Genomic DNA, 22,928 nt, shown 5'->3' on the forward strand with positions numbered 1-22,928 from the left:
CAACTGGTCTTATATTGGTGACACTAATTAAAACCACTTGACTACCAATTGTCCCAATCCCATCCTAGCCCGACAACCACAACCGAAGGAGGGGGAGCATGGAACACAGGGTATCGAGAAGTTTTCTGGTCGCCGGTTTGACCAGCAGCCTGCTGGCTGCTTGCGGTGGCAGCAGCGACACTGGCCAGCCCACACAACAGCCGCGCACATTGGCGACATCTGCAGTGTCTGAGTCTTGTCCGGCCTGGAACAGCAGCGCGGTTTACACCGCGGGCATGTGCGTCACTTATAACGGCACGGTGTATAAGGCCAAATGGTGGACGCAGAACAATGTGCCGGGCACCGAGCAATATGGGCCTTGGGAGGCGCAGGCGACTACGCCGACTCCGACTCCAACGCCAACTCCAACGCCTGATTGTCCGGCATGGAGCGCCGGTGCGGTCTACACCGGCGGCATGTGCGTGACCTATAACGGTTCCGTGTACAAGGCGAAGTGGTGGACGCAGAACAATGTCCCTGGCACGGAAGCGAACGGGCCGTGGGAGCTACAGTCGACTACGCCGACACCCACGCCAACCCCGACTCCCACACCAACACCTACACCGACCCCCACACCAACTCCTACACCGACGCCTACTCCAACGCCGACACCGACACCGACGCCGACTCCAAATGGCCGCGAGATCGGATCCTACTTCGCGCAGTGGGGCGTGTACGGCCGCGATTACGAAGTGGCGGATATCCACACCACGAAAACGCCAGTGAATGGCGTGCAGACCAGCGTCGCCGACCAGCTCACCTTCATCAACTACGCCTTCGGCAACGTGTACCAGAAGAACGGCGGCTACGAGTGCGACATGGTGACGAAGGCCGAAGTCGGCAACGACAATCCGACGTCGCCAGATGCCGGCACCGGTGGCGACTCTTATGCCGACTACCAGCGCCAGCCGCGCCGCACCGTCAACGGCCAGTCCGTGCCGTGGGACGCTCCGCTGTCCGGCAACTTCCTGCAACTGAAACTGCTCAAGCAGCAGCACCCGAACCTGAAGGTGTTCATCTCGCTGGGCGGCTGGTCGTGGTCGAAATTCTTCTCGGCCGCATCCAAGACCGACGCATTGCGCAAGCAGCTCGCCAAATCCTGCGTGAAGATGTTCATCGCCGGCGACCTGCCAATCCAGGATGGGCGCGGCGGACCGGGTGCCGGCAAGGGTGTGTTCGACGGTATCGACATCGACTGGGAATACCCGGGCGGCGGCGGCCAGCCATACAACACCTACGACGCGGTCAACGACAAGCATAACTTCACGCTGTTGATGGCGGAGTTCCGGGCCCAGCTTGACGCGCAAGGCGCCGCCGACGGCAAGCGCTATGCATTGACTGCAGCAATCGGCGCCGGCGTCGACAAGATCGCCAACACGGAGCCGAACCTGTACGGGCAGTACATGGATTGGGTGAACGTGATGACCTACGATTTCCACGGCGCGTGGGAATCGAGCACCAACTTCCACTCGCCGCTGTACCGCGACCCGGCCGATCCTGCGACTGGCAATCTGGTCAAGTACAACGCCAACGACGCGATCGCTGCGCTGACGGCGGCCGGTATGCCGAAGAACAAGATCCTGCTCGGGATTCCGTTCTATGGGCGCGGTTGGAAGGGAGTTACGGCCGGTCCGAATGGCAACGGCTTGTACCAGGCTGCCACCGGCGGCGCCGGCGGTACCTACGAAGGCGGGATCGACGATTACAAGGTCCTGCGCAACAAGACCGGCCAGCGCTGGTACCACCCGGTGACCAAGCAGCTGTACCTGTACACCAGCACCGGCGAGTGGTGGAGCTATGACGATCCGACCGTGATCGGCACCAAGATGCAGTACGTCCGCGACCAGGGCCTGCGCGGCGCCTTCTCGTGGGAACTGGACGGCGATGCAAGCGGTGCACTGACCAGCGAAGTCTGGAAAGGGCGTTAATCGTCCAGTCCCTGCCGGCGGCGTTCCCCACGCCGCCGGCTTTTCCCATTTGGAGACGAATATGAAACGTCGTGCGACGGTGCATTCCATTGGCATCAGCGACGAATGGCGGCGCTGGATTGCCGAAAACCTCATGCTGGGCCATTCGCCTGCCACCCTGGCCGGCATCCTCGGCCAGTCCGGCATCCCTCCCCAACTTGCGCAAGCCGAAATCACGGCTGCGATGAACAGCCCATACCTGCACGGTGTACAACGCCTGCATAACCGGCTGGCCAAGCGCGACTGGCTGCTTGGCATCCAGGCGCGCCTGAACCGCATGGCGCCACCAGAAGTACTGCGCCGCGAACGTTTGTCGACGGAGGCCTTTCTGCACGAGCATTACCTGTGCAACCGCCCGGTGATCATCACCGGCATGCTGGACGACTGGCCAGCGCGCGGTAAATGGACACTGGACTGGCTCGCCGCGAAATTCGGCGAACGCGAAGTGGAAGTTCAGTTCGGACGCAATGCCGACGCCGATTACGAGATGAACAGCATCGCGCACAAGCGCCATATGCCGTTCGGCGAGTATGTGGAGCGGGTGCGCAGCAGCGCCAGCACCAACGATTTCTACATGACGGCCAATAACGACGGCCGCAACCGGCAGGCACTGGACGAGCTGTGGCAGGACATGCCGCTGCTGCCGGAATACCTGGATGGCGAACGCAAAGGCTTCTTCTGGCTTGGACCGGCGGGCACCATCACGCCCTTCCACCACGACCTCACCAACAACTTCATGATCCAGGTGATGGGGCGCAAACGCGTGCGGCTGATCGCACCGTGCGAAACGCCTCGGCTGCAAAACCAGCGCCATTGCTTCACTCCCGTCGACGGGCGCGACATCGACTTGCAGCGCTTCCCTTCAATGGCCGGAGTGCCGGTGCTGGACGTTGAACTGGCGCCTGGCGAGATCCTGTTCCTGCCGGTGGGCTGGTGGCATTTCGTCCAAGGGCTCGACATCTCACTCACCATCTCGGCGACGCACTTCCGCTGGGATAACGATTTCTTCAGCAGTTATCCGAATAACCACGATTTCTAATAACGGAGACAGCAATGAATTTTCGACCGAATTACCTGATGCTGGCGCTGGTCGGCAGCGCCATCGCAGGTTGCAGTGGCGGCACCGACAGCGGCCAGGCGCCGCAGGCCACGCGCACACTCGCGACTGCGGCGGCTTCTGAATCCTGCCCGGCATGGAGCGCCAGCGCGACTTACACCGCAGGCATGTGCGTGACCTATAACGGCACGGTGTACAAGGCCAAGTGGTGGACGCAGAATAACGTCCCCGGCGCCGAACAGTATGGGCCATGGGAAGCACAAGCGACCACGCCGACGCCAACTCCGACGCCAACACCTACCCCGACGCCAACACCGGATTGTCCGGCATGGAGCGCCAGCGCGGTCTATACCGGCGGCATGTGCGTTACGTATAACGGTTCCGTGTACAAGGCAAAGTGGTGGACGCAGAACAATGTACCAGGCACTGAAGTGAACGGCCCGTGGGAGCTGCAGACTTCTACGCCGACGCCGACGCCGACGCCGACGCCAACGCCAACGCCAACGCCAACTCCGACTCCGACTCCGACTCCAACTCCAACTCCGACTCCAACTCCAACACCTACCCCGACACCTACGCCAACGCCGACTCCAGTGGCCTGCCGTCCTGACGGCCTGGCTTCGCCGGTGCCAAATGTTCCGTATTGTGGCGTGTACGACGCCAACGGCCGCGAAAAGCTGGCAAATGGCCTGAACCGCCGCATCGTCGGCTACTTCACCAGCTGGCGCACAGGAGCCAACGGCCAACCGTCCTACCTGGTCAACGACATCCCATGGCAGAACGTCACCCACATCAACTACGCCTTCGCCAGCGTCGGCACTGACAACAAGGTGCTGATCGGCACAGTCGCCAACAGTCCCGAAACCGGCATCACCTGGCCAGGCATCCCGGCCGCAGCGATGGATCCATCCCTGCCTTACAAAGGCCACTTCAACCTGCTGGCGCAATACAAGAAGAAATACCCCGGCGTGAAGATCATGCTGTCGGTCGGAGGCTGGGCAGGCAGCGGCGGCTTCTATACCGCCACGACCAACGCGGACGGCAGCATCAACACGGCAGGCATTAACACCCTGGCCGACTCGATGGTCACCTTCCTGCGCCAGTACACATTCTTCGACGGAATGGACATCGACTACGAACATCCAACCACCAATAACGAAGCAGGCAACCCGCTCGACTTCCCGCTCTCAAAACCCCGCCTGGCGGGCCTGATGAAGAGCTACAACGTGCTGCTGAAAACCGTGCGCGAAAAACTCGACGCGGCTGCCGCGGCAGACAAGAAGTACTACATGCTGACAATTGCCGGCTCCGCATCCGGCTGGGTGCTACGCGGCGAAGAGAATCTCTCTGGCCTGAAGTACCTCGATTACGCCAGCTTGATGAGCTACGACCTGCACGGCGGATGGAACCAGTATGTCGGCCCCAACGCGCCCCTGTTCGACGACGGCAACGACGGAGAACTCAGGGCCGGCAACGCCTACCAGTACGGCGGCATCGGCTACCTGAACGTCGACTGGGCCTACCGCTACTACCGCGGCGCGCTGCAGGCAGGCCGCATCAACATCGGCGTGCCGTACTACACGCGCGGCTGGAAGGAAGTCAGCGGCGGCAACAATGGACTGTGGGGCACCAGCCCGGTGGTCAACGACCCTGTCGCCTGTGCCGGTGTGAAGAGCTGCGGCAAAGGCGCCACCGGCATCGACAACGTCTGGTATGACCTGGATACCAACGGCAAACCGGTGCCGGGCGGCGGCAACCCGCTGTGGCACGCGCTCAACCTGCAAAACGCCATCGTGCCGTCCTACCTCGATGCTTACGGCGTCACCGAGAAGACCATCACCGGCACCTACAGCCCGCAGTACAGCGCAACGCTGGCGGCGCCGTGGCTGTGGAACGCAACGCGCCAGGTCTTCATCTCGACAGAAACGGCGCAGTCCATCGCAGCCAAGACCAGCTACGTCGTGAACAACGGCATTGGCGGCATCATGATCTGGGAGCTGGCCGGCGACTACGCATGGAATGCAGCGCGTAACGGCGGGGCAGGCGAGTACTTCATGGGCTACACGCTGACCAATAACATTGCCGCAGCCTTCCGCAGCGCCGCACCATATGGCGCAACACGCGCCGAAACAGCCATGCCAGGCAGCAGCGCCAAGGTCAGTATCTCCCTCGGCGGCTGGAAGCTCGGCGACAGCAACTACCCGATCAACCCTGTGATGACGGTGACGAACAATACCGCCACCACGATTCCGGGCGGCTCGGCGGTGGAGTTCGACTATCCGGTATCGGCGCCGGCCAATATGAGCGACCAGTCGGGTTACGGCCTGACCGTCATCAAGGCCGGCTACACCGGGCCGAATAATATCGGCGGCTTCAAGGCCAACTTCAACCGCGCCAAATTTACGATCCCGGCATGGCAGTCGCTGGCGCCGGGTGCCTCGGTTTCGCTGACGCTGAACTACACCTTGCCGATCAGCGGGCCTTCCGCCTATACGATCACGGTGAACGGCGTGCGCTATGCGCTGAGCGAAGAGTATCCGGACCTGCCGGTGGCGCTCCAATAAGCGAGGAGAACTGACATGAAAACCCTCACTTATGCCTTACTTGCACTGCTGCTGTCCGCCTGCGGTGGCGGCGGCACGGAAAGCACAGCGCCTCCGCGCACGCTGGCGCAGGGCGTCGTGGCCGGCGCCACGGCATCGTGCCCGGCGTGGAGCGCGAGCCAGGTGTACACCGCCGGCATGTGCGCCATCTACCAAAGCAAGCAATACGAGGCGAAATGGTGGACGCAGGGAAATGCGCCAAGCCAAGCCGATACCTGGGGACCGTGGAAGTACATCGGTGATGCGGCCGATCCGCCCGCCGACCCGGGCGATCCGCCGACGCAACCCGGCGGAGTCCCAACCAAGGCGCAGGCCGAAGCGCGCGAACAGGCGCTGACCAGCAATGACTTCTTCCGCAGCATCAAGGCGTCGATAAGGACCCTCGACAACGCGGCGGTGGAAGCCGTGGCGCCCGGCGCGGCAAGCAACCCGGCCAACGTGAAGCGGGTCGAACGCCTGCTGTCGTCAGCGAAATGGGATTACTACTTCTCCCTGCGCGAGGCGAGCTATGAGTATCGGCGCTTCCTGCAGGCGGTAGCGAAATTCCCTGCCGTCTGCGGCGACTACACCGACGGCCGCAATGCGGACAACATCTGCCGCCACTCGCTGGCCACCATGTTCGCCCACTTTGCGCAGGAAACCGGCGAACACAACGCGAGCCTGCCGTTGCCGCAATGGCGGCAGGGCTTGAAGTACTTGCGCGAGTTGGGTTGCAACGAAGACGGACCGGGCTGCGGCTATAACACCGAATGTGCAGACCCGGTATTCAACACGGTCTGGACTTGCGGCAAAAACGCCGACGGCAGCTACAAGAAGTACTTCGGGCGCGGCGCCAAGCAGCTCTCGTATAACTACAACTACGGGCCATTCTCGCAGGTGATGTTCAACGGCGACCAGTCGGTGCTGCTGAAGAATCCGGACCAGGTGGCATCGACCTGGCTGAATCTGGCATCGGCGACGTTCTTCTTCGTCTACCCGCAACCGCCCAAGCCATCGATGCTGCATGTGATCGACGGCAGCTGGGTTCCCAACGCCAGCGACACTGCCGCTGGGGCGGGGAACAACTTCGCCACTACGATCATGATCATCAATGCTGAATGCGGCACCGGCAGCGAAAAGCCGGCGGCGCAGAACCGCATCGATTATTACAAGCAGTTCGCGGCGGATCTGGGCTGGAATGTGACGGGCGAACAGTTGTCGTGCGCCACGATGCAGCGCTTCGGCCCTTCCAGTTCTGCTGCCTACAACATCTATTGGGAGAAGAACTGGAACAGCGGCGGCGATTACCAGTGCCAGCTTGTGAACTACCAGACGCCGTACAACGCGCTCATCGCCGGCAATTACGTGAAGTGCGTTGAGCGCAACTGGAACGTCACGCTCAAGTAAGCTGCATCATCGCTGCGCAGTTGCGCCGACCGTGCCAAGGGACTCCGCCATTCGTACCATTTTCACGAATTCAGCGCGATAACCGTCACGATCGGCGCCGCGTGCGCCTTCCGCCAGCTTGGCAATATCGCCATAGCTGAAGTCTGCCACCTGCTGCTCACCGCGCAGGCGCTGCCCGAAAGCTGCAACCGCAACGGCAAAGCGCTGGTCGTCCGGCGCTGCGTCGAGCGAGCGGCGAACGCTGTCGGCACGCACGGCGTGATCGACCTGTTTGCTGGCCGACTGGCCTGGCAGCTTGTAGCGTACTTTCACATAGCACAACTCATCGCTTTTGCCCGGTGCGTCGGCTTTCTTTTTGCCCGGCTGCTCATAACGCAGCGGGTCGACCAGCTTGCCCGCGTTGGCGGCCGGCGTGATTTCGTAGATGGCGGTCACAGTGTGGCCTGCCCCCATATCGCCCGCGTCGACTTTGTCGTCCTTGAAATCCTGGCGGTTCAGCATCCGGGTTTCGTAGCCGACCAGGCGGTAGGCGGCGACCTGCGCCGGGTTGAATTCAACCTGCACCTTCACGTCGTTCGCAATCGGGAACATGGTCGAACCCAATTCCTGCGACAGCGCCTTGCGGGCTTCCAGCAGGGTGTCGATGTAGGCGGCGTTGCCGTTGCCGGACTGGGTCAGGCGCTGGATCAGGGCATCGTTCAGGTTGCCCATGCCGACACCAAATACCGACAGGTAGACGCCGGACTTGCGTTTGTCGACGATGAAGTTCTCGAGCTGCTTGGGATCGGTGATTCCGATATTGAAGTCGCCGTCGGTAGCCAGGATCACGCGGTTCGCCGCTTTCGGGTCGAAGTTGCGCTCGGCCTGGGCATAGGCGCGCTGCAAGCCGTCGCCACCGGCGGTGCCGCCCGCAGCGTGCAGGTTGTTGATCACGTCGATGATCTTCTGCTTGTCCTTGCCGCTGGTAGGCTCGAGTGCGACGGCGGTGCCGTTGGCGTAGGTGACGATGGAGACCATATCATCATCGCGCAACTGCTCGGCAAACAGGCGGAAACCTTGTTGCAGCAGCGGCAGGCGGTCGCGCGGACCCATCGAGCCGGAAATGTCCACCAGCAGCACGACGTTGGCGCGCGGGCGGGCCGCGGTCTTGATGTCATAGCCTTTGAGCGCGATGTGGACAAGCTGGTTGCCTTGCTGCCAAGGGCTCGGCATCACCTCGGTCGTCACGGCGAAGGGCTGGCTGGCGTTGGCCGGGGTGGCGTAGTTGTAAGGGAAATAGTTGACCATTTCCTCCACGCGCACGGCTTGCTGCGGCGGCATGCGGCCATCGGACAACAGACGGCGCACGAAGGCGTAGGAGGCGGTGTCCACGTCCACGCTGAAGGTTGAAACAGGCTGCTCGCTCACCAGGGCGGACTTGTTGCCGTCCTTGTCGGGGAATTTGTCTGCGGATTCAGGCAGGGGCGCGAAGTGCGGCATCGGCGCTGGCTTGCCGGCCGAGTAAGCCAACACCGGGGCTGGCATTACCGTGGCACGCCGCTCGGCGGCTTGCGCCGGCGCGACGGGTGCGACCGCGCGGACCGGGGCGGCCGGTGCTGCAACCGGCTCTGAATTCTGGATCTGGACAGGCGCGAGGGTGCTGCAAGCGGCAAGCGTGAGTATGCCGACCGCCGCGACCGGGGCAAATCCTATGTTCTTTTTCATGGCGGACATCCTCTGGAATTATTGTCTTGCTAAGATGATCCAGAGGCACGTCCGTTGCAACGAAGGTTACATCTTGTATCCCTTATGCAGTGACCACATTGATCACAACGTCGATATTGCCGCGCACAGCTTTCGAGTATGGGCAGATCACATCGGCGAAATGCGCTACCTCGGTGACGGCTGCGTGGTCGGCGCCCGGTGCGAACACGGTCAGGCGCGCCTGCAGGTAGTAGCCACCTGTACCCTGGCCAAGGTCCACCTCGACTTCGACATGGGTATCAGCCGGCAGGACGACTTTCTTTTCCTTGGCGGCCAGGCCGACTGCACCCGAGTAGCAAGCCGACCATGCGCCGGCAAACAGCTGTTCGGCGAGCGGATGCGGCTGGGTCGCCTGAATATCGATCACGCGTCCGGCAGGATTACCCGGCGTAGTCAGGTGGATATCCAGGAGACCTTCAGGATTGCCGGAAAAGATTGCGGAATCGACTGGGGTGGTGGTGGTTTTGCCAGTGGCGAGGACTTTGGTGATCTTGCTCATGTGTTGCTCCATAATGGTCGGTTTTTTAAATCGCATACGATGCAGTCGCATTCGATTAACAGGAGTATAGCTGCACGTATTTCGATGTCAAGCGGATTCGATTACATCGGACACGATATTTATTTCACTTGAGCGGAATCGATGGCGGCGGGACAGACTATGCGGTCACACGCAAGCACCTGGACATCCTGAAGAACGCCACCGACGCCGATGGCCGCAAACTGGAAATCCATGTTCTGCCGCCGCCGGCCAACCCGCGCAGCAACCGCTTTACGGAAGGCAATCCGGATTTTGCTGCGGGCTACATCAACTACCTGCCGATTAATGGCGCGGTGATCGCACCGCAATTCGGCGATGCGGAAGCCGACGGCTACTGCCGCGAGCTGCTCACCAAGCTCTATCCGGGGCGCGACGTTGTGCAGCTGGATATTGATCCGATCGCAGCCGGGGGCGGCGGCATCCACTGCCTGACAAAGCAGATGCCGCGACTGTAAGGCGGGCTATTTGGCCAGGGACTTGGCCAGGTTGTTGCGCAGCTTGAGCACGGCGGCGCGCGTTTCAGCGAATTCGTTGCCCGTCAAACCGCAAGCATTGCGCAGGTTTGCGCCGAAGGCGCGCTCGCGCAGTGCGCGCCCCTCATCGGTCAGGCTGACAAGTACCTGGCGTTCATCGGCGGCGCTGCGCTGGCGCGTGACGTAACCCATGGCTTCCAGTTTTTTCAGGATGGGCGTCAGCGTGTTCGATTCAAGGAACAGCTTTTCACCCAGTTCGCTCACCATCTGGCCGCCTTCCTCGTACAGCGCGATGACGGTGATGTACTGGGTATAGGTCAGGCCCAGCTCATCCAGGATGGGCTTGTAGGCCTTGCCGAAGGTGAGGTTGGCCGAATAGATGGCGAAGCACAGGAAATCCGCAAGCTTCAGGTCTTTCGGGTCCGGCGCGGGCTTTGCGTTGCTCATGGTAGGTAGTGGCGTTGGTTCAACGCCACTACTTTACCATGTGATCCGATTAAATCGGACCAGCGGCATTACAGGAAGCCGAGATCGCGGGTGGTGTAGTTGGACAGGTTCGGCAGCAGCGACAGCAGGTCGCCGTCGCTGGCACCCAGCCATTTGCCCATGGTGGCCGCGTACTGGTCGACCGAAGTGCCTGGCAGCAGGCGGCCCTGGCCAACGTCGTCGGCGCCATTGTTGGCGACCACCGGTGCGGTGCCGTAGAAGCGCTTGCCCTTGACCGCGCCGCCCATCATGAAGTGCATGCTGCCCCAGCCGTGGTCGGAACCGTCGTTATTGGCCACCAGGGTGCGGCCGAAGTCGGAGGCGGTGAAGGTGGTCACCTTGTCTGCTACGCCCAGCTCCACAGTCGCCTGGTAGAAGGCGGCCATGGCGTCGCCCAGCTTGGCCATCAGGCCTGGATGGACGGTGGCCAGGTTGTCGTGGGTGTCGAAACCGCCCATCGAAACGAAGAACACCTGGCGCTTGGCTCCCAGGCTGCCATTGGCGGAGATCATGCGCGCGACCATTTTCAACTGGTCGCCCAGTGAGTTCGATGCCGGGAATACCGTCTGCAGCGCGGGCGCAGTCACCAGCGCCGAAGTGAGCGCAGCGTTGGCGTCCACCGAACGGCGTGCAACGCGGTTGTATTCGTTTTCCAGCGCGTGGGTGCGCGGCTGGGTAATCAAGGTGCGCAGGGCTTCGGTGGCGGTAGAGGAGCCGAACAGCGGCGACTTCAAGCCGTTGAACTGCATTGAGCCGTTGGCCGATACCTGGTACTGCACCGCGGTCTTGCCCGCCATATAGACCGCGTTGCCGGACACGTTGACGCAGGTGAAGGTGGCATTGCCATTGCCCGCCTCGAACAGGTCGCCCAGGCGACCGCCCCAACCCGAACGCGATCCTTCCGGAGCGGACGATTGCCAGATCGATTGCTGGTCGTTGTGCGAGAACAGCTTGGGTGGCAGCGGCACGGACCTGGCCTGGTATTGCGCTTTCGTGGTCGGCTGGATCAGCGGGCCGACGTTCAGCATGACGCCCAGGGCGCCCGCGTTGAAGATCGGGACCAGCGGCGCCAGCGCAGGAGCGAGAGCAAACTCGCGGGCGGCGCCGGTCGAATCCAGCACCGGTACCGATGGCGCCAATGCGGTCGCCGTCAGTGCGTCGCGCGCATAGGCGATGGTCGGGCGCAGTTGCTGGTACAGGGCGTAGCTGGTGCTGTCGTAGGGGACTACAGTATTTGCGTAGTCATTGCCGCCGTACAGGAAGACGCAAACCAGCGCCTTGTAGTCGCCGGCAGTGGCTGCCGCCGCCTCGGCGATCGACATCAGGTTGATTGCCCAAGGCGCCGCCACGCCTGCCACGCCGAGTGCCGATGCGCGCTTGAGGAAGGCGCGGCGCGAAGCTTGATTAGTCATGGTGTGGCCTTTATTTCTGCACGATGAATTCAGGGGATGCCATTACCAGCGTGAGCGCCGCGTACACGCGGTTGGCGCGCGCGGCGTCGGTGCCGGTCGCCATGCTGGCGACAGCGTTGCGGATCAGGGTGACGGTATCGGTACTCAACTGGCCGGCGGCCAGCAACAGGTTGATCTCGTCGACCAGGGCCGGTACGTTGTCGGCCAGCGGCAGCAGGGTCGCATAGTCGGCCTTGACGTCGCCAATGCCTTTGCTGATGGCGGTTTGCATGTAGTTGGCGTAGCCGACCACACTCGTTTCGTTCACGATCTGGAATTCCGGTGCGACCACGCCCAGCGCCGGCGGCACGTAGCCGGGACGGAAGAAGTTGAACACGCTCGGCGAGCGTAGCGGGCTTTGGCCCAGGCGGGACGAGGGCTCGCTGGTGTTGCCGATAGCCCAGGCATCGCTTGGCGAGGTGACGTTGTAGGCGCGCGCCCAGGCGGTGAAGCGCAGCACAGGTTCGCGCACCTTGCCAAAGCTGGCGGAGCCCAGGTTGGATGCGGAGCGTGCTTCCTGGTCCAGCAGGATCGCCTTGACCACCGCTTTCAGGTCGCCTTTGATGCCGGCGCCATTGTTTTCGAAGACGGCTGCCACGCGCGCCACATAGGCCGGCGCAGGGTTGCTGGTGACCAGGCGCTGGATCAGTTGCTTCGAGACGAAGGGCGCCACGTTCGGGTGCGCGAAAATCGTGTCGAGCGCCTTGTTCAGGGCCGTTGCGGCGTCGACGCCGCTGGCGATCGTGGTGCCGAGGAAGGTCTTCTCGCCGGGTTCGTACTTGGTTCCGGTCTGGACCATCGGGCGCTTGCGGAAGTCCGGCGTATCGCTGGTGCCGCCGGCCAGGTCCAAGTCCCATCCGGTGAACACACGGGCCAGGCCGGAAATGTCGGCTTGGGTATAGGTTTCCTGCTCGGTCGCCGTGCCGTCCGGGTTGAGTTTCAGCAGGCCGATGGTGAACAGCTGCAGGATCTCGCGCGCGTAATTCTCATCCGGCATGGAGCCGGTTTTCGGATTGGCCTTGGCATTGCCGCGATAGGTCAGGTACTCGCCCATCGAGCTCGACAGGGTGACCTGCTGCAGCAGGGTGCGGTAGTTGCCGAAAGCGTTGGCTTCCAGGATATCCATGTAGGCGGCGCCGGTGAAAGCGCGCCAGGAACCGGTAAAGCCGTCCAGCGAAGCGACGACAATTTCGGACAGGGCCAGCGTGACGCGCTGGCGCAGGGTATCGGGCGAGGTGAGCAGCTTGACCCAGAGCGCGGCATCGATGCCGGCCTGGTTGTTCTTGTTGTCGATGGCGTTGAAGCCTTTCGCCATCAGCCAGTCCCAGCGCGATTGCGAAGCCGGCATCGCCATTTGCTCGTCCAGCCACTTGCTGTAGCCGACGGCCTGCAGCCGCGTCATTTGTTCACGGGTTGCACCCATTGACGCCTGCGCGAGGAAGCGTGCAGCCTGGGGATTGCCAATCGATTCGACTGCGGTAGGTGGCACAGGGGAAGTGGTGCCGCCGCCGCCACTGCCGTCGCTTGCGCTGCCGCCGCCACCGCAGGCAGTCAGCAGGGTTGCCGCAGCCAGCGTCGCGGGGAGCTTTGGCAAGCCCTCTTTATATTCGATTGTGTCGTCCATTGTTGCCCCTCGGAAATTTCCTTGAGGGTGCAGTATAGCCAGAAATTGCTGGGCTAAACCTATTGTGCGCGGCGATTGTCTGTTTAATTCAACCCTGCGCACGATAGTCATGCGTGACTTTTTTAATGAAAGTTTGATCCCGCAGCGTTTGCCACGCCTGAGTTCTTTAATGTACTATTCGGCAATTGGGTGCGCGCTTCCTGCTCGGGTTGCGCGTTAAACGGGAAACCGGTGACGCTGCCAAGTGCGGCCATTCCGGTGCAGCCCCCGCTGCTGTAAGCCTGACGACTTCGGAAATACGCCACTGCGCATTGCGCGGGAAGGCCCGGGGAAGGATGAAGGCGAGCCAGAATACCGGCCCGATACAACCAGCACTATTCTCCGGGGTGAAGGGAAGCCGCTGTCGACCGGCTTCCTGCGCCTTGTCCGCCCGGCCCCTGTCGACCGTCCTCTTACTCTCCCCTGATGGTGCTCCCATTGACCATTCGACGGGAGGACTCGAATGCACATCATGGAAGGTTTCCTGCCGCCTGCGCACGCGCTGGGCTGGGCAGCCGTATCCATTCCTTTCCTGGCCTGGGGCCTGCGCAGCATGGCGCGCGGCTTGCATGCGCATCCCGGGCAGCGCATGCTGCTGGGCGTTGCGGCGGCCTTTGCCTTCCTGCTGTCGGCATTGAAGCTGCCCTCGGTGACCGGAAGCTGTTCGCATCCTACCGGGGTCGGGCTGGGCGCGCTGCTGTTTGGTCCCGCGGCGATGGTGCCGGTCGGCTTCGTCGTGCTGCTGTTCCAGGCCTTGCTGCTGGCGCACGGCGGCGTGACCACGCTTGGCGCCAATGTGTTTTCCATGGCAATCGTCGGTCCCTTCGTTTCCTATGGCGTGTTTCGCTTAGTGGCAGCACTGGGCCTGTCGCGCAGCGTGGCGGTTTTCATGGCGGCCTTCATCGGCGACCTGGCGACCTATCTGACCACCTCTGCGCAATTGGCCTGGGCCTTCCCTGACCCGATCGGCGGCATTGGCGCATCCTTCGCTAAATTTGCCGGTATTTTCGCGCTGACGCAGCTGCCAATCGCCATCAGCGAGGGCTTGCTGAGCGTGCTGGTGGTGAATGCGATGGCACGCTTCAATGCGCATGAATTACGCATGCTGCCGGTGATGGCGCTGGTGAAAGGGAAAGCTGCATGAAGGCACGCACTGCTTTGACCTGGGTCGCCATCGTCCTGCTGACCGTTCTGCCGCTGTGGTTTGCTGTCGTGCCGCCTGCGGAGCCGGGCACTGAGCCACCAGCAGCATTCGGTGGCGCTGATGCGCGCGCGCAGCAGGCAATCGTCACCATAGCACCGAACTACAAGCCGTGGTTCGTGCCGCTGTTCGAGCCGCCTAGCGGCGAGATCGCGTCGCTGCTCTTCGCGCTACAGGCTGCGGCCGGCGCCGGCGTGATCGGCTTCTGGCTCGGGATGTCGATGGCACGCGAGCGGGAGCAAAAGCGCGTGCGGCCGGCGCCAGAACCGGGACAGGGTACCCATGCGGATTGACGCCACTGCCTATGCCTGCCGCTGGCGGGGTGTTTCCCCGGCTGCCAAGGGCGTATTTGCGCTGGCGGGAATCGCAGCCGCGTGGCTTGCTCGCAGCCCGGGCACGCTGGGCGTGGTCGCGCTGCTGTCGATGCTCGCTACGCTGGCCGGGGCGCGCGTACCAATGCGCAGCTATTTTGCCGTAGCGGCAGCGCCGCTCGGATTCGTGTTGCTGTCCTGCCTGACGATGCTGGTCACGCCGGCCGGCGGCGGTGGCTGGCGATGGGCGCCGGAACTGCTGCCAACTGTCGCGCACATCGCGCTGCGTTCATTCGCCACGATGGCAGCGGTGCTCGGCCTGGTGTTGACGACGCCGCTGCCACACCTGCTGTCATTGCTGCGCCGCCTGCGCGTACCGGAGCTGCTGCTGGACCTGATGGCAGTGTGCTACCGCATGCTGTTCGTCCTGCGCCAGGCATGGGACGAAGCCAGTACTGCGCAAGCCGCGCGTCTCGGGCATCGCGGTTTGCGCCAGCAATGGCGCTCAATGGGCCTGCTGGCCGGGCAAATGGCGGTGCAGGTGTGGCAACGCGCTTCGGCAATGCAGATGGCAGCCGATGCGCGCGTCTGCCAGGGCAGCTTACGCTTCCTGCCTGCGTCGTTCCTCAAAGCACGGCGCCAGCTTGCACTCTCGCTTCTGGCCAGCGCAGCGCTACTGGCGATTTCCTTGCGGGATCGCCTATGAAGACATTGATCCAACTGGAAGCGGTGGAGCACGCATTTGCCGATGGAAGTTGCGGGCTGCGCGGCTGCACACTGTCGCTGGCGCAGGGACGGCGCCACGCGCTGCTTGGCGCGAACGGCGCCGGCAAGACCACGCTGCTGCTGCACCTGAACGGATTGCTGCGCCCAAGCGCCGGCCGTTTGCGCTGGCACGGCAGCGAGTACGACTACAGCCGCGCCGGATTGACCACGCTGCGAAGCCGCGTCGGCCTGGTATTCCAGAACCCGGAGCGCCAGCTCATCTCGGCGCTGGTTGAAGAAGACGTGGCGTTCGGGCCGCTGAACCTGGGCCTCGATGACGCCTCGGTGCGCAGCCGCGTTTCCGCAGCACTCGATGCAGTAGGGCTGGGCGGCTTTGGCCGCCGTCCCGTGCACCACCTGAGCTTTGGCCAGAAGAAGCGTGTCTGCATCGCTGGCGTGCTGGCCATGGAACCCGAGGTCCTGCTGCTCGACGAGCCGATGGCAGGCCTGGATACCCCTATGCAGGCAGAACTTGAAGCACTGCTCGACCGCCTGGCCGCGCGCGGCGTCACGATCATTCTGTCCACCCACGACGTCGACTTCGCCTATCGCTGGGCCGACGAAATCCACATGATGGCTGCGGGCCGCTGCATTGCGTCCACTCCCGCCCAGGAGCTGGCTTCCCAGTGCGAGGCGTTGCGCGCGGCCGGCCAGCGCTTGCCACAGGCGCTGGTATTGCACACCGAACTGGCGAAGCGCGGCCTTCTTCCGGCCGCTCCCGCCGCGCGCAGCATTGATGCCGTGCTGGCCGCATTGCACTCGCAGCCAGTCCACGAACCAACAGGAGAACTACAGACATGACATCCGGCCAAACAGGCAAGGTCTGGTTTGTCGGCGCCGGTCCCGGCGATCCCGAACTGATCACAGTAAAAGGACAGAAGCTACTGGCGCAAGCCGGCGCCGTTCTATTCGCCGGCTCACTGGTCGACCGCGCCGCGACGCTGTACGCGCCACCCGGCTGCGTGATCCGCGATTCGAAGGACATGACGCTGGAAGAAATGACGGCATGGCTCATCGATCAAACACGCGCTCACGCCACCGTAGTGCGGCTGCAGACCGGCGACCCCGGCCTGTACGGCGCCCTGATCGAAATGGCGCGTCCGCTCAGCGCGGAAGGCATTGAATGGGCCGTCGTGCCGGGCGTTTCGTCCGCCATGGCCTCGATGGCCGCAGCAGGCGAATCAATGACCCTGCCCGAGGTGACGCAAAGCGTGATCTTCACCCGCGTTGAAGGCCGCACGCCAATGCCGGAAGGTGAGGACCTGGCCAGCCTGGCGGCGCACCGCACCACGCTGTGCATCTTCCTGTCGATCACCCTGATGTACAAGGTCGAAGCAGCGCTGCGTGCCGCCGGCTGGCCGGAAGACGCCCCCATGCTGGTTGTGCACAAAGCCAGCTGGCCTGGCGAGGAAAAGATCCTGCGCGGCACCCTGGCCGACATCAAGCAGCGCTGCCGCGAAGCCGGTGTCGCCAGCCAGGCCATGATCGTTGCCAGCCCGACGCTGGGCGCACTGCACTGGGAGAGCCTGGTGCGGTCCAAATTGTATGACCCAACCTTTACCCACCGTTTCAGAAAGGCCAGCGCATGAACCAACCCATCATGATGCCAGCGATTGCAGCAGCGAGCGATACCATCCTCATCGTCGGCCATGGCTCCCGCGAAGAGTCCGGCAACCAGGAAATCCGCGACTTCGTCGACATGTGGCGCGCGCGCCGGCCAGGCTGGCGCATTGAGTTATGTTTCATCGAGTTCGCGCCTCCCGAGCTGAATGCCAGCCTGCAGGCGGTGGCTGCCAATTCGCGCCGCGTGCTGGTGGTGCCGCTGATCCTGAATGCCGCCGGCCACGTCAAGATGGAAATCCCGGAAGCCATCGAAGGCGCACGCATCACCTGCCCGCACACGGAATTCCTGCTGGCGCCCCATTTGACCGCCTGTGATCCGGTGCTGGCCATCCTCAAGCGCCGCCTGCGCAAGGCCATGGGATCGCTCGACATGCCCGATCCGACCACCACCGGAGTGGTAATACTGGGACGGGGCTCTTCCGACCGTGGCGCCAACGGTGAAATGGCCAAGATGGCGCGCTGGCTGCTGGAAGAGGGCGACCACGAATTGGTGGACCTGGCCTTCACCGGTATCACCTGGCCACGCCTGGAGAAGGTAGTACAGCGCCAGGTAACGCTGGGCATGCGCCAGCTTGTGGTGTTGCCGTATTACCTGTACACCGGCACGCTGATACAGCGCATCCATCGCCAGGTCGAACACCTGCGCGCGCAATATCCGCAAGTGCGTTTCGCCTGCACTGAGCATTTCGGCTTCGAAGCCGAGATCTTCGCACTGATGGACCAGCGCGTGGAAGACCTGCGAGCAGGTGTGCCGGATAGCCGCCTGCCTTGCGACGGTTGCAGCTACCGTGAGATTGCGCATGATCACGGCCACGGTCACTCCCATGCGCACACGCACGAACACACCGAGGCGCAGCCGGCATGAGTACCATCAACACGGTTACCGAGCAGCTGACGCGCGCCGGCCAGGTAATCGAGCATGACAGTTTCGCCATTATCGACGCTGAAGTCGGCGGGCACACGTACACCGAATCGCAGTGGCCGATCGTGCGGCGCATGATCCATGCAAATGCGGATTTCGACTTCAACGGCCTGACCGATTTCCATCCGTCAGCAGTGCGCGCCGGCATCGCCGCCATGCTGGCCGGCGGCACGCCCATCGTGGCCGACGTTGAGATGATCTGTTCCGGGCTGTCGCAACCGCGCCTGGCGCATTTCGGCATGAAGACGCACCAGTTCATCAGCGACACCGACGTCATTGAGGCAGCCAAGGCGGAAGACACCACCCGTGCCGTGCAGGCAATGCGCAAGGCGCACCGGCTTGGCCTGCTTGAGGGGGCCATCGTCGGCATCGGCAATGCACCAACGGCGCTGATCGAGCTGGTACGACTTATCCGCGAAGAAGGATTGCGCCCGGCCCTGGTGGTCGGCATGCCGGTAGGATTCGTCTCCGCCGCTGAATCAAAAGACCTGATGGCGGAAGTGGCCGAAGTGCCGTGGATCGTCATTCGCGGCCGCAAAGGCGGCTCGACGCTGGTGGTCGCGGCCCTGCATGCACTGCTGGCACTGGCCGAGGCAAAGCAGAAAGCAGGACTGGCATGAAAGAAAAGGCAGCGGCCGAACGCGGCACACGCACCGGTTTCACGACCGGCGCCTGTGCTGCTGCGGCAGCGCGCGCTGCGGTGCTTGGCCTGGCAACGGGCCAGGTGCCCGGCGAGATTGAAAGCCTGCTGCCGAATGGCAGCCGGGTGCGTTTCGCCGTGCATGACGGCGGCTGCGATGCGCAGTCAGCGCACGCCATGGTGGTCAAGTTCGCCGGCGACGATCCCGATTGCACCGACGGCGCCCACCTGACGGTCGACTTGCGCCTGTTGCCCGGCCGGGCTGGCGACGTACTGTATGTGGCCGGCGACGGCGTCGGCACGGTGACCATGCCCGGACTCGGGCTGGAAGTCGGCGGGCCGGCCATCAATCCGGTTCCGCGCCGTAACATCGCCGACAACCTGCGCGAAGCCGCACCCGGCCTGCTCCAGGAGCACGGTATCGAAGTCACCATCAGCGTGCCGGACGGGCAAGTGATGGCCAAGAAGACCACCAATGCGCGCCTGGGCATCCTGGGCGGCATCAGCATCCTCGGCACCACCGGTATCGTCAAACCGTATTCGACGGCGGCCTGGCGTGCCAGCGTGGTGCAGGGCGTGCAGGTGGCGGCGACCACCGGCCACGAAGTGGTGGCCCTGACCACCGGCGGCCGCACCGAGACCTTCGCCATCGCTACCCTGCGCGCCGAACGTCCCGAACTGCCATCGGCCTGCTTCGTGCAAATGGGCGACTTCCTGCGCTATGCGCTGGACGAAGCGGCTTCGCAGCGCATCGGTCTCGTTGTACTGGCGGTCATGGTCGGCAAGCTGACCAAGATCGCGCAGGGCGAAACAATCACCCACGCCAACCGCAGCGAAGTCGATACCGACCTGGTGGCCGAGATCGCGCGCCGCATTGGCGCCGCCCCCGAAGACTGCGCTGCCATCGCCGCGGCCGAAACTGCGCGCTTTGGCGCCGAACTGATGGTCGAACGCGGCCTGGGCGATGCTTTCCACCACGCGTTGGCCCAAGCCGCTATCGATACCCTGACCGCGCCCGAGCGCTATGGCCGCGCATTCCAGCTGCGCGTGCTGGTGTGCGACTTCAGCGGCAACCAGGTAGCCGATGTCTGGTCGGCAGCCGCACAGCCGCAGGGGCAACCGGCCGATGCAAGGCGAATCGGTATCGACCACATCCTCGATGTCGACCCCGAACCAATTCCTGAGTGATTCAATGAATACTTGTCTAACTGATCCCAATCCCTGCCGCGTGATCGGCGTACTGGATGACGGCGCGGGCAGCCTGAATGCGACAGCGCTGGCCTGGCTGCGCAATGCCGACGTGGTAATTGGCGGTACCCGCACGCTCGCGCTGCTGAAGAATGAACTCAAGCCAGGCGCCATCAGTCGCGACCTGACTGCGCGGCTGAGGGAGGTACCCGATTGGGTGCGGTCCGCACGCGCCGACAACCTGTGCTGCGTGGTGCTGGCAACCGGCGATCCGCTGTGCCACGGCATAGCGCCTTACCTGGCGCAGCACCTGTGCGTACAGGCGCTTGAGATCCTGCCCAATCTCTCGACACTGCAGCTGGCTTGCGCGCGCGTCGGGCTGGCTTGGCAGGATGCGCGCATCGTGTCGGTCCACGCGCGCGATGCCGGCGAATGGTCGCGCGGCAGTCCGCCCGGACATGGCCTGTACGCGCTGGCCCAGGCGCTGCGCCAGCATTCGCGCCTGCTGGTACTGACCAGCCCGGACAACAGTCCGGATCGCGTCGCCCGCCTGCTTCTGGCTGAAGGCCTGGGCGACGACTTCCATATGGCGGTAGCGGAAAACCTGCTGCAGCCGGAAGAGCGCGTGCTGGCCGAACTCAGTCCGCAGGAGGCGGCGGGCATGCGCTTCGCGGCCCTGAATGTGGTATTGCTGTGGCGCGTGACACCGATACCGCAGCCTGTGCGCTTTGGCCTGGCGGATGCCGAGTTCGAACAACGGCAGCCGGAAAAAGGGTTGATCACCAAACAGGAGGTGCGCGCTGTCAGCCTGGCGCGGCTGCAGCTGCGGGCCGACAGCGTGGTGTGGGATATCGGTGCCGGTTCCGGCTCGGTGGGACTGGAAGCAGCACGCCTGTGCCCACAAGGCCACGTTTTCGCCATCGAGAAGAACGAAGAAGACTGCGCCATCGCCGGCCGCAACCACGCTGCCTTCGGCGTTGCCAACTACAGCCTTTACCATGCCAAAGCACCCGAAGGCCTGGATGCCTGGCCCGATCCGGATGCGGTCTTCATCGGCGGTTCGGGCGGCGAGCTGGCAGGCCTGATCACGGGGATCTTGAGCCGCCTGCGGCCGAACGGCACGCTGGTGATGAACTTCGTCACGCTGGAGAACCTGGCCACCGCCACCGCCGCGCTGCAGGCGCTCGAGGGTGAGGGCGTATCCTGGGACGTCCTGCAGCTACAGGCTGCACGCAGCAAGCCGATCCTGCACATGCACCGCATGGCGGCCGAAAATCCAGTGTGGATCGTCTGCGCGCGCCGCGTGGGAGGACCGGCATGAGCGGCACCTTATGGGGAATTTCGCTTGGCCCCGGCGATCCGGGCCTGATCACACGCGCCGCCTGGGACGCATTGCAGCGCCGCGACGCGATCTGGGTTTATCCCGCCCGCAGCGGCAAGACGCCCAGCTATGCGCTGGATATCGTGCTGCGCGCCGGACTGGAGCCGCCGGCCGAGCATCAGCTGCTGCTTTTCCCCATGACCCATGACGGCGAGAAGCTCGCGCGCGCCTGGCTGAGGGCGGCCGAAATTGTGCTGCCCTGGCTGCGCGCCGGCCGCGACGTACTGTTCCTGGTCGAAGGCGACGCCAGCACCTACGCCACTTTCGGCCACTTGGCCCGCACGGTGCGCGCTTTGGACGAGCAGGTGCCGGTGCAGGTCATCGCTGGCGTCAACTCCTTCACTGCCGCCTGCGCCGACGTGGCTGTGCCATTCGCGGAGCAGGACGACACGGTAGCTATCGTCCCGGCAGCGTACGGCGTGAGCGCTGTCGACCGGCTGCTGCCCGACTTCGACACCCTGGTGCTGATGAAGGTCAAGCCATTGCTCGATGAACTGATCGACTGGCTGGAACACAAGGACTTGCTGTCCGGAGCGCACTTCATCGAACGCGTTGGCGCACCTGACGAGCGCCGCTTCAGCGCCGACGAAATCCTTGCACTGCGCGGCACCAAAGTCAGCTACCTCTCGCTGCTGATCCTCAAACACCCGCATCGCATTCGCGGCGAACGAATCAAAGGCTGCCTTAAAAAGACCAGCCCCCAACCAACCTCCCTGGAGACTGCATGAGCAGCTTATCAATTGTGGACACATCGACCCCGCGCTTATGCCTGGTCGCCATCACCAAGCACGGCGCAGCGCAGGCAGCACGCCTGGCCGGCGACCTGCCCGGCGCCGATATCTGCACGTCCGCCAAGTTCGCGGCGCAGTTTACCGGCTTGCCGAACAAGGTCCGCGCTTACGACGGCGCACTGCGCGACGAAATCGGCCCACTGTTTGCAGGCTACGACCAGGTCATATTCTTCGTGTCGCTGGGCGCCGTAGTGCGCCTGATCGCGCCGCACCTGCGCAGCAAGGATGAAGACCCGGGCGTGATCGTGGTCGACGACGCCGGCCAGTACGTCATCCCGGTGCTGTCCGGCCACGTCGGCGGCGCCAACGAATGGAGCGAGCGCGTAGCCGACCTGCTGGGTGCAGCACCGGTGCTGACCACCGCATCGGACGTCGGCCGCACGATCCCTGTGGATATCCTCGGGCGCCACCTTGGCTGGCGCGTCGAGGCGCCAAAGATCAACATCACGCGCGTCTCGGCGCACGTCGTGAACGGCGAACCGATCGCCTTCGTGCAGGAAGCGGGCAGCCCAAACTGGTGGACCCGCCCAACGCCGCTGCCGGAAAACATCCACTTCTTCACCCGCTTCGACGATGTGCTGCTGGAACGTTACACCGCGCTGCTGTGGGTAACCCATGCCGAGGTACCGGAAGAACGCTGGAATGCGCTGCACGAGCGCCTGGTGGTCTACCGCCCGCCGCAGGAAAGCACAGCGTGAGC

The 22,928-nt window shown here is 63.5% G+C and carries 21 protein-coding genes and 1 riboswitch; of the genes, 16 read left to right on the forward strand and 5 right to left on the reverse strand.

What is annotated here, in order from left to right:
- Nucleotides 1–224 precede the first annotated feature (224 nt).
- The 4 genes from ASD07_RS29470 (at nucleotide 225) to ASD07_RS29485 (ending at nucleotide 7,052) form a co-directional block, all read left to right on the forward strand.
- Complete coding sequence (locus ASD07_RS29470; protein ID WP_229207326.1) at nucleotides 225–1,967, forward strand: glycosyl hydrolase family 18 protein; 1,743 nt, start codon at nucleotides 225–227, stop codon at nucleotides 1,965–1,967.
- Nucleotides 1,968–2,028: 61 nt separating this feature from the next.
- Nucleotides 2,029–3,045 carry a cupin-like domain-containing protein gene (locus ASD07_RS29475; RefSeq protein WP_055939356.1) on the forward strand — a complete coding sequence of 339 codons (1,017 nt, stop codon included), beginning with the start codon at nucleotides 2,029–2,031 and terminating at the stop codon, nucleotides 3,043–3,045.
- Nucleotides 3,046–3,059: 14 nt separating this feature from the next.
- On the forward strand, nucleotides 3,060–5,627 hold the full coding sequence (locus tag ASD07_RS29480) for a chitinase C-terminal domain-containing protein (protein ID WP_082507635.1): 2,568 nt from the start codon (nucleotides 3,060–3,062) through the stop codon (nucleotides 5,625–5,627).
- A 15-nt stretch (nucleotides 5,628–5,642) separates the two neighbouring features.
- Entirely contained in the window at nucleotides 5,643–7,052 is a 1,410-nt protein-coding gene (locus tag ASD07_RS29485) for a glycoside hydrolase family 19 protein (protein ID WP_055939359.1), read from the forward strand.
- 6 nt (nucleotides 7,053–7,058) lie between these two features.
- Here ASD07_RS29485 and ASD07_RS29490 read toward each other — a convergent pair whose 3' ends face one another.
- Both ASD07_RS29490 and ASD07_RS29495 read right to left on the reverse strand, forming a co-directional pair.
- Entirely contained in the window at nucleotides 7,059–8,756 is a 1,698-nt protein-coding gene (locus tag ASD07_RS29490; protein WP_082507647.1) for a von Willebrand factor type A domain-containing protein, read from the reverse strand.
- A gap of 82 nt (nucleotides 8,757–8,838) precedes the next feature.
- Nucleotides 8,839–9,294, reverse strand: coding sequence for an Ohr family peroxiredoxin (locus ASD07_RS29495; RefSeq protein WP_055939364.1), 456 nt, complete (start codon nucleotides 9,292–9,294; stop codon nucleotides 8,839–8,841).
- Between the two features lie 128 nt (nucleotides 9,295–9,422).
- Between ASD07_RS29495 and ASD07_RS29500 the strand changes: the two genes are divergently transcribed.
- The gene (locus ASD07_RS29500) at nucleotides 9,423–9,788 is read left to right on the forward strand and encodes an agmatine deiminase family protein (RefSeq protein ID WP_055939368.1); all 366 of its coding nucleotides are present in this window, start codon (nucleotides 9,423–9,425) and stop codon (nucleotides 9,786–9,788) included.
- A gap of 6 nt (nucleotides 9,789–9,794) precedes the next feature.
- Here ASD07_RS29500 and ASD07_RS29505 read toward each other — a convergent pair whose 3' ends face one another.
- The 3 genes from ASD07_RS29505 to ASD07_RS29515 all read right to left on the reverse strand — a co-directional run bounded on the left by ASD07_RS29505 (nucleotide 9,795) and on the right by ASD07_RS29515 (nucleotide 13,367).
- Complete coding sequence (locus ASD07_RS29505) at nucleotides 9,795–10,253, reverse strand: MarR family winged helix-turn-helix transcriptional regulator (RefSeq protein ID WP_055939371.1); 459 nt, start codon at nucleotides 10,251–10,253, stop codon at nucleotides 9,795–9,797.
- 68 nt (nucleotides 10,254–10,321) lie between these two features.
- On the reverse strand, nucleotides 10,322–11,704 hold the full coding sequence (locus ASD07_RS29510) for a DUF1501 domain-containing protein (RefSeq protein ID WP_055939374.1): 1,383 nt from the start codon (nucleotides 11,702–11,704) through the stop codon (nucleotides 10,322–10,324).
- A 10-nt stretch (nucleotides 11,705–11,714) separates the two neighbouring features.
- Nucleotides 11,715–13,367, reverse strand: a complete 1,653-nt coding sequence (locus tag ASD07_RS29515; RefSeq protein ID WP_082507637.1) for a DUF1800 family protein — start codon at nucleotides 13,365–13,367, stop codon at nucleotides 11,715–11,717.
- Between the two features lie 170 nt (nucleotides 13,368–13,537).
- Nucleotides 13,538–13,745: riboswitch (cobalamin riboswitch) on the forward strand.
- A 124-nt stretch (nucleotides 13,746–13,869) separates the two neighbouring features.
- On the opposite strand from ASD07_RS29515, the gene ASD07_RS29520 reads away from it, so the two are divergent.
- The 11 genes from ASD07_RS29520 to ASD07_RS29570 are packed head-to-tail and all read left to right on the forward strand — an operon-like array spanning nucleotide 13,870 to nucleotide 22,926.
- Nucleotides 13,870–14,550, forward strand: coding sequence for an energy-coupling factor ABC transporter permease (locus ASD07_RS29520; protein ID WP_055939377.1), 681 nt, complete (start codon nucleotides 13,870–13,872; stop codon nucleotides 14,548–14,550).
- Nucleotides 14,547–14,900, forward strand: a complete 354-nt coding sequence (locus ASD07_RS29525) for an energy-coupling factor ABC transporter substrate-binding protein (RefSeq protein ID WP_055939380.1) — start codon at nucleotides 14,547–14,549, stop codon at nucleotides 14,898–14,900. Before ASD07_RS29520 ends, ASD07_RS29525 begins: the two co-directional genes overlap by 4 nt.
- Nucleotides 14,890–15,624 (forward strand): cobalt ECF transporter T component CbiQ, encoded by a 735-nt coding sequence (gene cbiQ / locus ASD07_RS29530; protein ID WP_055939382.1) that lies wholly within the window; start codon nucleotides 14,890–14,892, stop codon nucleotides 15,622–15,624. Before ASD07_RS29525 ends, cbiQ begins: the two co-directional genes overlap by 11 nt.
- Nucleotides 15,621–16,484, forward strand: a complete 864-nt coding sequence (locus ASD07_RS29535) for an energy-coupling factor ABC transporter ATP-binding protein (RefSeq protein ID WP_055939386.1) — start codon at nucleotides 15,621–15,623, stop codon at nucleotides 16,482–16,484. The genes cbiQ and ASD07_RS29535 overlap by 4 nt, the downstream gene beginning before the upstream one ends.
- Complete coding sequence (cobM, locus tag ASD07_RS29540) at nucleotides 16,481–17,272, forward strand: precorrin-4 C(11)-methyltransferase (protein WP_055939388.1); 792 nt, start codon at nucleotides 16,481–16,483, stop codon at nucleotides 17,270–17,272. Before ASD07_RS29535 ends, cobM begins: the two co-directional genes overlap by 4 nt.
- Nucleotides 17,269–18,171: a sirohydrochlorin chelatase gene (locus tag ASD07_RS29545; RefSeq protein WP_229207327.1), complete on the forward strand. Its 903-nt coding sequence runs from the start codon at nucleotides 17,269–17,271 to the stop codon at nucleotides 18,169–18,171. The genes cobM and ASD07_RS29545 overlap by 4 nt, the downstream gene beginning before the upstream one ends.
- Complete coding sequence (locus tag ASD07_RS29550) at nucleotides 18,168–18,848, forward strand: precorrin-8X methylmutase (protein WP_055939391.1); 681 nt, start codon at nucleotides 18,168–18,170, stop codon at nucleotides 18,846–18,848. The genes ASD07_RS29545 and ASD07_RS29550 overlap by 4 nt, the downstream gene beginning before the upstream one ends.
- Nucleotides 18,845–20,056 (forward strand): cobalt-precorrin-5B (C(1))-methyltransferase, encoded by a 1,212-nt coding sequence (locus tag ASD07_RS29555; RefSeq protein WP_055939394.1) that lies wholly within the window; start codon nucleotides 18,845–18,847, stop codon nucleotides 20,054–20,056. Before ASD07_RS29550 ends, ASD07_RS29555 begins: the two co-directional genes overlap by 4 nt.
- A gap of 4 nt (nucleotides 20,057–20,060) precedes the next feature.
- Nucleotides 20,061–21,377 (forward strand): bifunctional cobalt-precorrin-7 (C(5))-methyltransferase/cobalt-precorrin-6B (C(15))-methyltransferase, encoded by a 1,317-nt coding sequence (locus ASD07_RS29560; RefSeq protein WP_055939397.1) that lies wholly within the window; start codon nucleotides 20,061–20,063, stop codon nucleotides 21,375–21,377.
- Nucleotides 21,374–22,165 (forward strand): precorrin-2 C(20)-methyltransferase, encoded by a 792-nt coding sequence (gene cobI, locus ASD07_RS29565; RefSeq protein WP_055939400.1) that lies wholly within the window; start codon nucleotides 21,374–21,376, stop codon nucleotides 22,163–22,165. The genes ASD07_RS29560 and cobI overlap by 4 nt, the downstream gene beginning before the upstream one ends.
- The gene (locus ASD07_RS29570; protein WP_200953877.1) at nucleotides 22,162–22,926 is read left to right on the forward strand and encodes a cobalamin biosynthesis central domain-containing protein; all 765 of its coding nucleotides are present in this window, start codon (nucleotides 22,162–22,164) and stop codon (nucleotides 22,924–22,926) included. The genes cobI and ASD07_RS29570 overlap by 4 nt, the downstream gene beginning before the upstream one ends.
- The last annotated feature ends 2 nt before the right edge of the window (nucleotides 22,927–22,928 follow it).

The organism is Duganella sp. Root336D2 (assembly GCF_001425005.1).
Classification (GTDB): domain Bacteria; phylum Pseudomonadota; class Gammaproteobacteria; order Burkholderiales; family Burkholderiaceae_D; genus Rugamonas.